This window comes from Phenylobacterium sp. (assembly GCF_044358365.1).
GTDB lineage: Bacteria > Pseudomonadota > Alphaproteobacteria > Caulobacterales > Caulobacteraceae > Phenylobacterium.
Genome location: NZ_JBIKNZ010000012.1, coordinates 17,396 through 31,718 on the forward strand (window position 1 = coordinate 17,396; position 14,323 = coordinate 31,718).

Annotated in this window: 11 protein-coding genes; 7 read left to right on the forward strand and 4 right to left on the reverse strand. The window is 67.1% G+C overall.

Going from position 1 to position 14,323, the window contains the following annotated elements:
- Nucleotides 1-99: 99 nt before the first annotated feature.
- On the forward strand, nucleotides 100-1,482 hold the full coding sequence (locus ACIQ3B_RS05360) for a putative bifunctional diguanylate cyclase/phosphodiesterase (protein ID WP_397400362.1): 1,383 nt from the start codon (nucleotides 100-102) through the stop codon (nucleotides 1,480-1,482).
- Between the two features lie 118 nt (nucleotides 1,483-1,600).
- Nucleotides 1,601-2,035, forward strand: coding sequence for an SRPBCC domain-containing protein (locus tag ACIQ3B_RS05365; protein WP_397400364.1), 435 nt, complete (start codon nucleotides 1,601-1,603; stop codon nucleotides 2,033-2,035).
- A gap of 70 nt (nucleotides 2,036-2,105) precedes the next feature.
- On the opposite strand, the gene ACIQ3B_RS05370 is transcribed toward ACIQ3B_RS05365, so the two are convergent.
- Complete coding sequence (locus ACIQ3B_RS05370; protein ID WP_397400366.1) at nucleotides 2,106-3,749, reverse strand: alkaline phosphatase D family protein; 1,644 nt, start codon at nucleotides 3,747-3,749, stop codon at nucleotides 2,106-2,108.
- Between the two features lie 127 nt (nucleotides 3,750-3,876).
- Between ACIQ3B_RS05370 and ACIQ3B_RS05375 the strand changes: the two genes are divergently transcribed.
- Nucleotides 3,877-4,869 (forward strand): RluA family pseudouridine synthase, encoded by a 993-nt coding sequence (locus tag ACIQ3B_RS05375; RefSeq protein WP_397400368.1) that lies wholly within the window; start codon nucleotides 3,877-3,879, stop codon nucleotides 4,867-4,869.
- 226 nt (nucleotides 4,870-5,095) lie between these two features.
- Entirely contained in the window at nucleotides 5,096-5,983 is an 888-nt protein-coding gene (gene rpoH / locus ACIQ3B_RS05380; protein WP_397400370.1) for an RNA polymerase sigma factor RpoH, read from the forward strand.
- Between the two features lie 65 nt (nucleotides 5,984-6,048).
- Here rpoH and pyrC read toward each other — a convergent pair whose 3' ends face one another.
- Entirely contained in the window at nucleotides 6,049-7,131 is a 1,083-nt protein-coding gene (pyrC, locus tag ACIQ3B_RS05385) for a dihydroorotase (protein WP_397400372.1), read from the reverse strand.
- A 70-nt stretch (nucleotides 7,132-7,201) separates the two neighbouring features.
- A complete protein-coding gene (locus ACIQ3B_RS05390; RefSeq protein WP_397400374.1) occupies nucleotides 7,202-7,846 on the reverse strand; it encodes a TetR/AcrR family transcriptional regulator in 645 nt (214 codons plus the stop codon).
- A gap of 92 nt (nucleotides 7,847-7,938) precedes the next feature.
- Here ACIQ3B_RS05390 and ACIQ3B_RS05395 point away from each other — a divergent pair, with 92 nt between their 5' ends.
- From ACIQ3B_RS05395 to ACIQ3B_RS05405, 3 genes are all read left to right on the forward strand, one after another.
- Complete coding sequence (locus tag ACIQ3B_RS05395; RefSeq protein ID WP_397400376.1) at nucleotides 7,939-9,024, forward strand: efflux RND transporter periplasmic adaptor subunit; 1,086 nt, start codon at nucleotides 7,939-7,941, stop codon at nucleotides 9,022-9,024.
- Nucleotides 9,021-12,098, forward strand: coding sequence for an efflux RND transporter permease subunit (locus ACIQ3B_RS05400; protein ID WP_397400378.1), 3,078 nt, complete (start codon nucleotides 9,021-9,023; stop codon nucleotides 12,096-12,098). The genes ACIQ3B_RS05395 and ACIQ3B_RS05400 overlap by 4 nt, the downstream gene beginning before the upstream one ends.
- Nucleotides 12,099-12,219: 121 nt before the next feature.
- Entirely contained in the window at nucleotides 12,220-13,461 is a 1,242-nt protein-coding gene (locus ACIQ3B_RS05405; RefSeq protein ID WP_397400379.1) for an LLM class flavin-dependent oxidoreductase, read from the forward strand.
- 6 nt (nucleotides 13,462-13,467) lie between these two features.
- Here the strand turns inward: ACIQ3B_RS05405 and ACIQ3B_RS05410 are convergent, their stop codons facing one another.
- Nucleotides 13,468-14,283 carry a response regulator transcription factor gene (locus ACIQ3B_RS05410; protein WP_397400381.1) on the reverse strand — a complete coding sequence of 272 codons (816 nt, stop codon included), beginning with the start codon at nucleotides 14,281-14,283 and terminating at the stop codon, nucleotides 13,468-13,470.
- Between the last annotated feature and the right edge of the window lie 40 nt (nucleotides 14,284-14,323).

Consider the following 14,323-nt stretch of genomic DNA (forward strand, 5'->3'; position numbering starts at 1 on the left):
AGGCCCGGTAGCCTAACGCGCGTAAACCTTGTCGCTAAACCCGACATTCGCTTCGATCAGCGAAGCTGGGATCCTTTGCTGGACCCCAGATCGATTCCTGTGCCGCGACTTGCCGATCGCCTGACTGAATTCGCCGCCCGCGTAGCGGAGCTGGAAGCCGAGCGTGAGCTGACGCTGAGGCTGGCGCAGACCGACTCGCTTACGGGCCTGGTAAACCGGGGCGCCTTTACATCCGGGCTCTGCGAGCGTCTCGAGGCGGCCCGTGAAAGTGGGGCGCAGGTCGCCCTGTTCATCATTGATCTGGATCACTTCAAGAACCTCAACGACACCCTGGGGCACCATGCCGGCGACCAGCTGCTGGCCGAACTGGGCGAGCGCCTTCGCGCCGAGGCCCGGCCCGGCGATCTGGTGGCGCGGCTGGGCGGAGACGAGTTCGCCCTGATCACCAACGATACCGATATCTCGGTACGGGCAGCCCGGTTGATCTCCCTTTTGACCTTGCCCCATACGATCTATGGGCGGCCGGTCACGCCGAGTGGCTCCGTCGGCGTGGCGCTCTATCCCCGGGACGCTCAGGATGCGGGCGACCTTCAACGGTTCGCCGATATGGCGCTCTATCGCGCAAAGACCCTGGGCGGCCGTCGATGCTCGGTTTTCGACGCCGACCTGCGCAACGAGAGCCTGCGTCGCCGTACTCTGGAGGCTGAGCTGCGGCGCGCCATACCGGCCGGTGAAATCGAGCCCTGGTTCCAGCCGATCATTGATTCCATGACCGGCCGCATGGTCGGCGTCGAGGTGCTCGCCCGCTGGCGGCACCCGGACCAGGGACTGCTTTCGCCCGCCGCCTTTGTACCGATGGCGGAGGAACTGGGCCTGATCAAGGCCATCGATGAAGCCATCTTCGAGGCCGCCTGCGCCCGCGCCGCACCCTGGGTCGCCGACAACCTGATCGAGGTGGTGTCGTGCAACGTCTCGCCGCGAGATTTGCTGGATCCGGCGTTCTCGCGAAAGCTCATCCAGCGGCTTGGACAGACGGCCCTGCCGGCCACTGCGCTCACCGTCGAGATCACAGAGACCTTCCTGCTGCAGGACATGGCCCTGGCGCGACGCCACATCGAAAGGCTCGCGTCCAGAGGGGTGAACGTGGCCCTTGACGACTTTGGCACTGGCTATTCGAACCTGCGCGCCCTGATGCACCTGCCTATCCAGACGGTGAAGCTGGATCGCTCGCTTATCGACGATGTGGGCCGCGACCCACGCGTCTCCAAACTGGTCGCCTCCATGCTGCATGCCGCCCGGTCGCTGGGTGTCCGCATCATCGCCGAGGGTGTTGAACACGAGGCGCAGGCACTGTTCCTGCGTTCCGCCGGTTGCGACCGGATGCAGGGTTACTTCTTCGCACGCCCGATGCCGGCCGATGAGATGGAAGCCATACTGCGCGAGGCCAATGGCGTGATGCCGAAACGCGCGGCGGTGGGCTGAGCGGGTTGATCGGCAGCGGTCGGCAGTCCGGGCTCAACCTCGCATTAACCGGAGCGCATCCGTATGGCGGAACCTCCAGGTCGCTCGATCATTGGGTATGTGCAGATAAAGAAACATCATGCCGACGCTCAGATGCTCCCGAGAGATCGCCGCCCCGGCCCACGAGGTGTGGCGCATCCTGACCACCAATGAGATCGTCAAGGAATGGGCGGCAGCGTACATGGACGGGTTGTCGATCCAGACCACGTGGAAAGCCGGAGACAAGTTCACCTGGAAGACCTCCAACGGCACGGTGCGGGCGTCGGGCCGGATCGCGGCCTTTGAGCCGGACCGGCTGCTGCAGTTCGACTATGATCAGTACGGCCCGGCCGAGGGCGACGCCTTTTCCGCTACGTTCGAGATACATCCCGGCGCCCGCACAACCCGTCTCAATCTGACAGCCGGCCCCATGAACGAGTCGACCTTGACGGCGATGAGGGGACCCGCCGAAAACGCGATCGAGGAAATCCGCAGTCTGGCCGAGGAGCTGGCCCAGATTCGCCGCGCGCGCTGAAGCCATCTGGCTGTCGGCCGAACCATCGCCCGGCCGACATCGCCAGAGAGCCGGGCGAGGGTCGTCGCGGTCAGATTTCCTTCAGCCCGGATATCCCCTTCCCCTCAGGCGTGGCCTGGAAGCTCTTGGCGGTCCGGACAGTGAACGCCTTGTCGACGATGGTCGAGACCGCCACCAGATCGCCCCGCGCGGCGTCCCGTGACAGGGTCACCAGCACAAAGCCCTTCGAGGACTGGTCGTTGTAGATCACCTCGTCGCTCGCCTTGGCGAACACCGCGCCGATATCAAAAGTCTTGAAGGCGTCGCCGCCGCCCGGACTGGTGATGGAGGTGCCCGCGAACTCGCAGGCCACGCGCTTGCCAGAGGCGTCGGCCAGTTCATTGGCCCAGAACGCGTGGCTGTCGCCGGAGACCACGATGGGGCGCGCGCCAGCCTGCTTGATCATGTCGTAGACCCGCTCGCGGTCGAGGGGGTAGCCGTCCCACATGTCCAGGCCATAGGGCTGGCCCGCCAGGGCGCCCCAGCGACGCAAGCGGCCCCTTGCCGCCTCGTCCAGAGAGGTCAGGGCATCGGCGGGGAAATCCTTTGCCGGGTCCGGGATCTTGACCCGCGCCATGAACACGCCGGTGCCGATGACTTGCCAGGCGTGCCCGGCCTTGACCGAGCCGGCCAACTCTCCGGCCAGCCAGGCCTCCTGCGCCGGCCCCATCATGCGACGGGTGGGGTCGTAAAGCTTGGTCCGGAAGGCGGCGAGGTCAGGCTTGCCGTCGGCCATCGGCATGTCGTTGTCATAGGTCAGCTGCTTGTCGCGGGCCGTCAGGCGGGTTTCCAGCATGATGATCTGGGCCAGATCGCCCACCTTGAAGCTGCGGGCTGCGGCTTCGGCGAGGGACTGACCGGGCTTCGGCTCGCGGATCGGCATCCACTCGTAGTAGGCCTTGAGCGCCACGGCCTTGCGCGCCGTCCAGTCGCCTTCGGTGGTCGGCTGGTGGTTCTGGGCCCCCGTGGCGTAGCTGTCGTTCGTGGTCTCATGGTCATCCCAGGCGACGATCCAGGCGGCGCGGGCATGAGCGGCCTGCAGGTCCGGGTCGGACTTGTACTGACCGTGACGCTGGCGATAGTCGGCGAGGCTCAGGATCTCGTGCGCGGGCGCGTGCGCCCGCTCCTTGGCCACAGCGGAATCCATGCCATAGGTGCCCGGGCCGCCGTACTCATAGATGTAGTCGCCCATGTGCAGCACCAGATCCAGGCGCGGCAGGTCGGCCATGGCGCGGTAGGCGTTGAAATAGCCCTGCGGATAGAGCGAGCAGGACGCCACGGCGAACACCACATCCTTAGTCGGCCCGGCCGGCAGCGTCATCGTACGACCGGTCGGCGACGTGACGCCCTCGGCCTCGAAGGTGAAGGTGTAGGCGCGCCCGGCGTCCAGGCCCGTCGCATCAACTTTTGCGGTATAGTCCCGCTCGGGGCCGGTAACGCCGGTTCCGGTCTTCGTGGCGCCGGCGCCAACCGGCTTGAGGGCCCAGCGATAGCTGATCTGGCCGCCAGGCGTCGCCGGCGTGATCCGGGTCCAGAGCACCACCCTGTCCTGCAACGGGTCGCCCGACGCGACGCCGTGTTTGAAACTGACCTTGCCGGCGGCGGTCTGCCCTGCGGCCGGTGATGTGGCGCCCAGGCCGATCAGGCCCAGCGCTGTACGACGATCGATCTTCATGGACGGTTCTCCCCATTTTCAGCCGCCTCTTATGGCAGAGCCATAACACAGGCTTGCGACAGCCCTTGCCCAACTCTGAAATCCCCGTGGCATTGCCAGGGCGGGTCGCTCCGCGCTACGCCGGGCCATGAGCGGTGAGCCGGACCCCGACGATGAGCCCCCGGGCCTGCGGCTGCTGGACGTCAGCCAGGGCCACGCCAACGGGCGGGTCGACAAGCTGCTGGCGGCGGGCCTTGCGGATCTGTCGCGCGGCCGCATCCAGGCGCTGATCGCCGAAGGCCGGGTCACCTGCGACGGGGTTCCGGTGACGGACGGCTCGGCGAAGGCCCAGGCGGGAACCTATCGCCTCGAGATCCCGCCGCCCACCTCGGCCATCCCGCTGCCAGAGGCCATTCCGCTCACCGTCCTCTACGAAGACGCCTACCTGATCGTCATCGACAAGCCGCCGGGCATCGCCATGCACCCCGCGCCCGGCAGCGAGACCGGCACCGTCGTCAACGCCCTGCTGCACCATTGCGGTGCCAGCCTTTCCGGCATCGGCGGGGTGGCGCGGCCGGGCATTGTCCACCGTATCGACAAGGAGACCTCGGGCGTCGTGGTCGCGGCCAAGACCGATGCGGCCCACCAGGGACTTTCCAGTCTGTTTGCTATTCACAATATCGAGCGTGTCTATGTTGCGTTTACCCGGGGTGCGCCCTGGCCCCACAAGGGGACGATCGAGGGGTCCATCGCGCGGTCCTCCCATGATCGCAAGAAGATGGCGCTGGTGAAATCCGGCGGGCGCCACGCTATCACGCATTACAAGGTAGTGAGTACATTCGGGCCGCCGGACAAGCCGCTGGCCGCCCGGCTGGAATGCCGGCTCGAGACCGGTCGCACCCACCAGATCCGCGTCCATCTGGCCTCGCGCGGCACGCCCTGCCTGGGCGACCCGGTCTATGGCTCCGGCGGACCTTCGGCCACGGTGCGGGCGGCTATGGAGGCGGTGGGCCTGACGCGCCAGGCCCTGCACGCCGCCGTGCTGGGGTTTGTGCACCCGGTGACCGGCGAGACGCTGCGGTTCGAAAGCCCGCTGCCGGCGGACATGGCGCAGCTGGAGCAACTTCTGGAGGCCTTGTGAAAATCCGCCCTCAGCTTCCCTATCGTCACCCCAAGAAAGCCTGCCTTGAAGGCGCCCCATTTCCGGGGATATTCCTGACTTCAGAAGTCGGACTTTCGGGTCGTTCCTCCCCGCGACCTTCCGCCCGCGCAACCCGATGCCTACATAGGGGTTAGAGGGGGCGAGACGTCGAAGCGCGCAGACCGCGCATCGGCCCGTATGTCCGACAAAACGAGGGGATAAGACCATGGCCGCAAATGCGATCGCCGTGATGTCGCCGGAAGGCGGACTGAGCCGGTATCTGACCGAGATCCGGAAGTTTCCGATGCTGGCCAAGGACGAGGAGTTCATGCTCGCCAAGGCCTGGCAGGAGCACGAGGACCCGAAGGCCGCTCACCGCATGGTGACGAGCCACCTGCGTCTCGTGGCCAAGATCGCCATGGGCTATCGCGGCTACGGCCTGCCGATCGGCGAGGTGATCTCCGAGGGCAACGTCGGCCTGATGCAGGCCGTCAAGAAGTTCGACCCGGACAAGGGCTTCCGCCTGGCGACCTACGCCATGTGGTGGATCCGCGCCTCGATCCAGGAATACATCCTGCGCTCGTGGTCGCTGGTGAAGATGGGCACGACGGCGGCGCAGAAGAAGCTGTTCTTCAACCTGCGCAAGGTGAAGAGCGAGATCGCCGCCCTGCAGGAGGGCGACCTGCGCCCGGATCAGGTGACGACCATCGCCACCAAGCTGGGCGTGCTGGACGAGGAAGTGATCTCGATGAACCGGCGGCTGGCGGGCGGCGACGCCTCGCTGAACTCGCCGATGCGCGCCGACAGCGAGAGCGAGTGGCAGGACTGGCTGGTCGACGACAAGACGCCGAGCCAGGAAACCGTGGTCGCCGACGCCCAGGAAAACAGCGTGCGCATGGATCTGCTGGGCGCCGCCATGACCGAGCTCACCGACCGCGAACGCCACATCCTGACCGAACGCCGCCTGAAGGACGAACCCACCACCCTGGAAGACCTCGCCGGCCACTACGGCGTCAGCCGCGAACGGGTCCGCCAGATCGAGGTGCGGGCGTTTGAAAAGCTGCAGAAGTCGATGCGGGCAGCGGCGCTGGAGAAGCACCTGATCGAGGCGTAGGGGCAGCGTTCTGCCGAATGAATCAGGCGGTCGGGGCCTCCCGGCCGCCTTTCTCCTGCGCGAGATCAGTCTGCAACGATACCCGCAAACCGCCACGGCAGCGTCTCGCCGGCGTGGAACGGGACCACGGCGTTGGGGCCTGCCCGGACCTCGTCCGGCACGACGCAATCAATGCGATCCAGAGCCACCTTCCCGTCATTGAGGGGCAGGCCGTAGAAGCGCGGGCCGTGCTCGGAGGCGAAGCCTTCGAGGTGGTGGAGCGCGCCTTCCTCCTCGAAGGTCACGGCATAGCTTTCGAGGGCGAAGGGGGCGTTGAAGATGCCGGCGCAGCCGCAGGCGGCTTCCTTGTCCTGAACGGCGTGAGGGGCGGAATCGGTGCCCAGAAAGAACTTCGGTGATCCCGAGGTGGCCGCGGCCCGCAGCGCCAGCTGGTGGCGTTCGCGCTTGACGATGGGCAGGCAGTAGAGGTGCGGGCGGATGCCGCCCTGGAACATGGCGTTGCGGTTGATGGCCAGGTGGTGCGGCGTGATGGTGGCGGCGATGTTGGGACCGCTGGCCTTGACGAAATCTACCGCCTCGGCCGTGGTGATGTGCTCGAAGACGATCTTCAGCCCCGGGAAGTCGGCCACCACCTGGGTCAGGATGCGTTCGATGAACACCGCCTCGCGGTCAAAGATGTCGACGTGGACATCGGTCACCTCACCGTGAATCAGCAGGGGCATGCCGATCCGCTGCATCGTCTCAAGCACGCGGTAGATGTTGCGGATGTCGGTGACGCCGTGGCTCGAATTGGTGGTGGCGTGCGCCGGATAGAGCTTGCAGGCGGTGAAGACCCCGGCGGCGAAGCCGGTCTCGACCTCCTGCGGATCCATGCCGTCGGTGAGGTAGCAGGTCATCAGCGGGGTGAAATCCAGCCCCGGCGAGACGGCGGCCAGGATGCGGGCGCGGTAGGCTTCTGCGGCGGCCACGGTCGTCACCGGCGGGACCAGATTGGGCATGACGATGGCGCGGGCGAACTGGCGGGCCGTGTGGTCGACCACCGAAGCCAGCACCTCACCATCGCGCAGGTGCAAATGCCAGTCGTCGGGGCGGCGGATCTCCAGCCGGGTGATGGCGGCTTCCGAAGCCGGGGCGATCAGGGTGGTCATCGGGCAGATCCTGGTGGGTCGGTTCAGGATCGCTTCTTACACTTCGAAGGCGGCGTAAAGCGGTTTGGCCCTATCCGTCCCGCCGCATGGCCATGGCGGCCAGCATCCGCACGTGTCCCGCCACCAGGGCCTCGCGCTCTACCCAGGGGAATCCCGGGCGCGCGATCAGCAGCGACACCAGCCCATGCATACCGGCCCAGATCGATTGAGCCATGCGTTCGGGGTCATCTCCCGCGCCCAGCCCGCGCCTGTGCAGGTCGGCGATCATCCGGCGAAGAATGTCGAACGCTGTATGACCGGGGACCGAGACGTCCGACTCATCCGCTGGCCCCTCAACAGCCACGCGCCCGTGCGGCCCCTCGATCATGAAGGCCACCCGATAGGCATCCGGATTCTCAAGGCCGAAGTCGATGTAGATGCGAAGGCTAGCTGCGACCGCCTCCAGAGTGTCGACATCCCGTACGCCCAGCTTCAGCCGCGCCTCGAGTTCGCGAAACGCGCGGGCGTGGAGCTCTGCGGCGATCTCGTCCTTCGAGGTGAAGTAGGCATAGAGCGTGGGCTGCGACACGCCCACGGCCTGGGCGATCTGGCGCGTGGAGACGCCGTAGAGCCCGTACTCGCCAAACAGCCGCAGCGCCGCGGCAAGGATCTCCTCGCGACGCTCGGCGCCAGCGCCCTTGGCCTTGCGCGGTGAACGATGGAGCGTTCCTGGCATGCCGAGCTCCTTTCACGATCCGGGACGGCTTGACAATTCCGACAGATTACCGATCATCGATCACTTATCAATGATAGACAATCGGCAAGCCCGTGACCAGACCCCGCCCTGTACTACTGACAAGTCTCCTGGCGGTTCTGCTGATCGCGGGATGCGGCGGGCCGAAGGCGTCGGTCCAGACTGTCCCGGCACCTGCCGTTGAGGCCGTCACTGTGGGCGCTGCGCGTCTGGACGGAACGGTCCAGTCCACAGGGCGGATCGAACGGCGACGTGAAATGGATCTGTCGTTCCGGATCCCCGGGGTAATGACGCGGGTGAACGTCGAGGCTGGCGACAGGGTCCGGGCCGGGCAGGTGCTGGCCACACTGGATCCCGCCACCGTGACCGCGTCCGAACAGCGTGCGGCCGCCGACCTGGAACGCGTGCGGCGTGATCTGGCCCGCGACCAGAAACTGTTCGACCAAGGGTTTGTCAGCCGGGCGCGGCTGGACGATCGGGCCAGTGCGGTGAAGTCGGCCCAGGCGGCCTACAACGCCACCGCCTTTGATCGGCGATGGGCCAGGCTGGTGTCGCCGGTGAGCGGCGTGGTGCTGGCGCGCAACGGTCAGGGCGGCGAGGTGGTTCAGCCCGGTCAGGCCGTGGTTCGAGTGGCCGATGAGGCCAGCCCGTTTGTTCTGCGCGCGCCGATGCCGGATCGCGACGCCGCGCGCATCCGGGTGGGCGCCCGGGCCCAGGTGCAGCTGGAGGGCGCGCCGTCAGATCTGACGGGGCGGGTGACGCGGGTGGGTCAGAGCGCCGGCGCACGGACCGGCGCTGTCGACATCGAGATCGAACTGCCGACTTCGGCCGCGCTCCGCAGCGGCCAGATCGCGACCGCTCGCATTGAGGCGGGGAGCGCGACGACGGCGGCGGCGACGGGCCTTGTCCGGCTGCCGGCGGAGGCGATCCTGGAGGCCCGGGGCCGCGAGGCCACAGTGCTGATTGTCGAACCCGGAACCTCGACTGCCCGTCGCCGCAGCGTGACCTTCAACGGCTTTGAAGGCGACTTCGCCCTGGTGGGCGGCCTGCCGCCGGGCGCACAGGTGATCACCGCCGGGGCCGGCTTCGTAGGCGACGGCGAGAAGGTGAGGGTAGTTGATCCTACCCGGCTGATGACCGCTGCGGCGCCCACGAAATGACCTTCGACATCGCCACGTTCTCGGTCCGCCGCTGGCAATTCACCCTGGTGGCGTTCGCCCTGCTGACGATGCTGGGCGTGAGCGCGTTCCTGACCACGCCACGTTCGGAAGATCCGCACTTTCCGATCCCGACCATGATCGTGCGCGCCGTCCTGCCTGGCGCCGAACCGGCGGAACTGGAACAGTTGGTCGCCGATCCCATCGAGGACGCCTTGTCCGGCCTTGATGATGTGGACACCATCGCCTCCACCAGCACCGACGGCGCGGTGATCATCAGTGTCGACTTCACCTGGGACGTGGACGTCGACCGGAAATATGACGAGGTCGTGCGTGAGGTGAACGCCCTGCGCGGCGCCCTGCCCCAGGGCCTGACCCAGCTTCAGGTCCAGCGCGCGCGCACCACCGAAGTGGCGGTGATCCAGGTGGCCCTGGTCAGCGACAGCATGCCCATGCGCCGCCTCGAGAAGGTCGCCGACCGGTTACGGGAACGGCTGGACCGGGTGCCGGGTGTCCGCAAGGCGGAGTACTGGGGGGCGGCGCCGTCGGAGCTCCGCGTCTCGCTGGATCTGGCGCGACTGGCCGAACTGAGGCTGCCCGCCACGGCGGTCGCCGACGCGCTGAGAGCGGCCGGCGCGGACGCCCCCATCGGCGCAGTCCATGCGGGTGAGCGGCGCTTCAACGTCAAGTCCGGCGGCGCCTTTCGCGAGGTGGAGGATGTCGCCGCCACACCGGTGCGCGAGGTTGGCGGCCAGGTGGTGCGGGTTCGTAATGTAGCCCAGGTTCAGTGGGCCGAACAGGAATCCCAGCATGTGACCCGCTTCAACGGCCGTCGCGCGGTCTTCGTCACCGTCGCGCAGAAGGACGGCGCCGACGTCGGCAAGATCACCAGGGGCGTCGAGGCCCAGCTGGCCGAGTTCGAAAAGACGCTGCCGGGGGGCGTGAAGCTGGAGCGTGGCTTCTTCCAGTCGCGCAACGTCGAGCATCGGCTGGGCAATCTGTTCCGGGATTTCGGCATCGCGCTCGGGCTTGTGCTGATCACCTTGTTGCCGCTGGGACTGCGAGCATCAGCAGTGGTGATGGTCTCGATCCCGCTGTCGCTGTTGATCGGACTGGCCACGCTCCAGATCCTCGGCTTTACCGTGAACCAGCTCTCGATCGCCGGGTTCGTGCTGTCCCTTGGTCTGCTGGTCGACGACTCCATCGTGGTCACCGAGAACATCGCGCGTCACCTGCGGATGGGCCTCGATCGAACGACCGCCGCGATCCAGGCGACGCGGCAGATCTCGCTGGCGGTGATCGGCTGCACGGCGACGCTGATGCTGGCCTTCCTGCCGCTGCTGGCGCTGCCGGGTGGAGCCGGGTCCTATATCCGCTCACTGCCTGTGACCGTCCTCTGCACCGTGGGCGCCTCGTTGCTGGTGTCCCTGACGATCATTCCATTCCTCGCCAGCCGGATGCTGTCACGCCACGAGGACCCGGAGGGGAACGTCATCCTGCGCGCCGTGAGCGGGGCCATCCACCGGATCTACAGCCCGATCCTGCATCGCGCGCTGGCCCGGCCATGGCTGGCCATGGGGATAATCACCGTCATCTGCGCAACGACCGTGCCGATGCTGGGGGCGATCGGGTCCAGCCTGTTCCCGCCCGCCGAGACGCCGCAGTTCCTGGTCCGCATCGAGACCCCGGAAGGTACATCGATGTCCCGCACCGACGGGGCGCTGCGCTATGTCGAGTCCCGGCTGGCGCGCGAGCCGGATGTGCGCTGGACGGCCGCCAACCTGGGGCGCGGCAATCCGCAGATCTTCTACAACCAGAGCCAGGGCCAGCCCCGGTCAAGCTATGCGGAGGTATTCGCCTCGCTCGACGCCTGGAAGCCGGACGAGACCCCGGCGCTCTTTGATCGGTTGCGCGAGGAGTTCGCACTCTACCCCGGCATCCGGATCAGCCTGATCACCTTCGTCAACGGTCCGCCGGTCGAGGCCCCGATCGCCGTGCGCATCAGCGGCGAGGATATGGGCGTGCTCAAGGCGCTGGCGGCGCGCGCCGAACAGACCCTGAAGGCCACACCCGGCGCCCGCGATGTGAACAATCCACTGAGCGTCGAGCGCACGGACCTCAATCTGGGGGTGGACGAGGGCAAGGCCGCCGCCATGGGCGTGGCCGCCGGCGCCCCGCGCCGACTGGCCCGACTGGCGCTCTCCGGCGAGGAGACCGCCCGCTTCCGTGATCCCGACGGCGACGACTATGCCGTGCGCGTGCGCCTGCCCATGGGCGAACGGAACGAGCTCTCGGCGCTGGAAGACATATTTGTGCCCACGACGGGCGGTGAGGCGGCGCAGCTGGGCGCCATCGCCACCCCGCGCTTCCAGTCCAGCCCGGCGCGGATCACCCGGTATGACCGCGTGCGAACCGTAACGGTCACCAGTGAGGTCGGGACGGGCTTTCTGACCTCCGCCGTCACCGCGGACGCGAAGGCGCGCCTGGACAAGGCGCTGGACCTGCCCCCCGGCTATGCGCTGAGCCTGGGCGGCCAGGCCGAGGCGCAGTCGGAGAGTTTCTCGGGTCTGGGCGCGGCGATCCTGATCGCGATCTTTGGCATCCTGGCGGTGCTGGTTCTGGAGTTCGGCAAGTTCAGAACCGCGCTGGTGGTAGCGGGCGTGATCCCGCTGGGCCTGTTCGGCGCGGTGGCGGCGCTGTGGCTGACCGGCAATTCGCTGTCGTTCACCGCCACCATCGGCCTGATCGCGCTGATCGGGATCGAGGTAAAGAACTCGATCCTGCTGGTGGACTTCACCGAGCAGTTGCGCCGCGAGGGTGTGCCTTTGCGTGAGGCCATCGAGAAGGCCGGCGAGGTGCGATTCCTGCCGGTATTGCTGACCTCGGTGACGGCGATCCTCGGGTTGTTGCCGCTCGCGCTGGAACGATCCGGCCTCTACTCGCCGCTGGCCATTGCGATCATGGGCGGGCTGGTGACGTCAACGTTCCTGTCGCGGGTGGCGACGCCGGTGACCTACTGGCTGATCAGCCGGGGTGATGAGGCGAGAACGCCGGAGCCTGCGCTGTCACCAGCGTAGGAGCCTCGGCCCGGCGGGAAGTCGGCAGCCAACCTTTCAGAAAAACTGTGGCGGCGCCGTGGGGTCATTGGGCTATGCCGCTCAGCGTGCAAGAAGAGATCGTTCACTCCGGAGACCCCAGATGGCCCGCATGAAGTTCGGCGCATTCCTCGCCCCGCATCACCCGATCGGCGAGCACCCGATGCTGCAGATGCGCAATGACATCAAGTTTGCCGCCCAACTCGACGCCCTCGGCTACGACGAGTTCTGGGTCGGCGAGCACCACTCCACCGGCTGGGAGATGATCGCCTCGCCCGAGATGTTCCTGGCCGCGGTGGGGGAACACACCCACCGCATCCGGCTGGGCACCGGCGTGGTCTCGCTGCCCTATCACCACCCCTTCACCATCGCCCAGCGCATGGTGCAGCTGGATCACATGACCGGCGGGCGGGTGATCTTCGGCACCGGCCCCGGCGCCCTGCCGTCGGACGCCCACATGCTGGGGATCGACCCGATGACCCAGCGCGACCGCCAGGATGAGGCCATCGGCGTGATCAAGCGCCTGTTCGCAGGCGAGCGGGTCAGCCACAAGAGCGACTGGTTCACCCTGCAGGACGCGCGCCTGCAGCTTTTCCCCTTGCAGGAAGAGATGCCCATGGTGACCGCCTCGTCCATCAGCCCGTCGGGCATGACCCTGGCCGGAAAGTACGGCATGGGCGTGCTGTCCATCGGCTCCAACTCCGACGCGGGCCTGGCCGCGCTGCCGACCCAGTGGGGCTTCGCCGAGCAGGCGGCGGCCAGGTCGGGCAAGACCGTGGATCGCGCCAACTGGCGGGTGCTGATGAGCTGGCACATCGCCGAAACCCGCGAGGAAGCTCGCGCCCAGGCCGGCAAGGGCCTGATGCACTGGCACAACGAATACACCGTCGGCACCCTGATGCGGCCGGGCGCCTTGCCCTTCAAGTCGCCCGGCGAAGCGGTCGACCAGACCGCGTTTGTCGATGGCGCCGCCTCGGTGATCGGCACACCGGATGATCTGGTGGCCGCGATCCGTAAACTTTCGGCGTCCGCCGGCGGCTTCGGCACGGTGCTGGGCTTCGCCCACGACTGGGCCAACCGTGAGAACACCGCGAAGAGCTGGGACCTGGTGGCGCGCTACGTGATCCCCGAGGTCCAGGGCCTGCTGGAAGGCTATCGCACCTCACGCCAGTACGTTATCGAAAACCGCGAGTGGTTCGACCGCGCGGGGCAGGCGGTGCTCAGCAAGATCATGTCGCACGAGGGCGCCGCAGCGGCGCTGAAGGCCGGCATGCAGACGGGCGCGGCGATGAACTCCCCCAACGCGCCGGACCTGAACAAGGCGGCGGCGGAGGCCGGCGAGTAGGGGGCCTTACGCCGCCTCGGCGTCGTCGGCGAGGCCGGCGTCTTCCTTCAGGCAGGCCAGAAGTGGGGCGGCCCACCGCTCGGCGTCGGCGCGGCTCAGTCGTTCGCCCGATTGGACGGCGCGAGTCAGTTTCTGGTAGATCTCTGACGCAGCCAGAGTAATCCTGAAATCGATTGCAGTGGTTTGCAGGAAGTTCGCCTGCGCCAGCATAGCGCGCAAGGCCTGTTGTGGATCCGTCTCGGACGCGGCCACCGCTGCCTGGATGATCTTCAGCGCCTGATTGATTTTCTGCTGATAGGGAGTCTCGGATCCATCGTCGCGGCGCTTGAGCGAGCCGGAATACTCACCCGAGTTGAAGCGACGCCGGTCGGGGCCGATGTAACGTATGCCCTCAACCCAATCCCGCTCTCGCAGCGTCACCGCCTCGAGGCGGCGTACCAGGTCCTTCAGGCTGTAGGGCTTGCGCAGGAATTCATGCACGCCGGCGTCGCGCGCCGCCAGGATCGAGGCGGCGGTGGCCAAGCCCGCGATGGCGATGACCGGCGCCTGACGCGCGCTCCAGGTGCTGCGGCGAAGGGCGCGCGTGATGGCCAACCCATCAACCCTGGGGTCTCCGACCTCCACCACCAAAAGTTGTGGGTCGTAGGTTTGGGCAATCTTCAGCGCGCGCTCGGTGTCGGTCGCAACCCAGCAGTAGGACCGCGCGAAATCACGCATCAGATCCACCAGCAGCCGCGCACCGGCTGGCTGCGGGTCTACGATCAGCACGCGTTTCAGCAACGGCTGCATCTTCGCGTAGCTACGTTTCTCACCGTCGAACAAGATGCGGCTCCCACGTTGGCGTCGGGCTCATACCGCAGAA